This is a genomic window from Vogesella mureinivorans (assembly GCF_007644035.1).
In the GTDB taxonomy this organism is placed as follows: Bacteria; Pseudomonadota; Gammaproteobacteria; order Burkholderiales; family Chromobacteriaceae; genus Vogesella; species Vogesella mureinivorans.
In genome coordinates, this window is record NZ_VMTV02000537.1 from 1 (window position 1) to 322 (window position 322).

At 66.1% G+C, this 322-nt stretch carries 1 protein-coding gene; it reads left to right on the forward strand.

Annotated features, from left to right (window positions below):
* The coding region (locus FLQ44_RS14425; protein WP_369126612.1) for a nitric oxide reductase activation protein NorD at positions 1-322 on the forward strand (322 nt) is incomplete at both ends.

The window sequence follows — 322 nt, forward strand, 5'->3', positions numbered from 1 at the left end:
CCCCGGTTACTACACCCGGATGGGCGCCGCTATCCGCCAGTCCACCTCCATCCTATTGCAGCAGCCTGCCCAGCGCCGCTTGTTGCTGATCGTGTCCGACGGCAAACCCAACGACCTAGACCACTACGAAGGCCGTTACGGCGTGGAAGACACCCGCCAGGCGGTGCTGGAAGCACGCCGCGCCGGGCTGATTCCGTTTTGTGTCACCGTCGACCGCGAGGCCGGCGACTACCTGCCGCACCTGTTCGGCAAGCGCGGTTACAGCGTGGTACACGACGCCCACCGCCTGCCGCAGGTGCTGACTAGCCTGTACGCCAGCCTG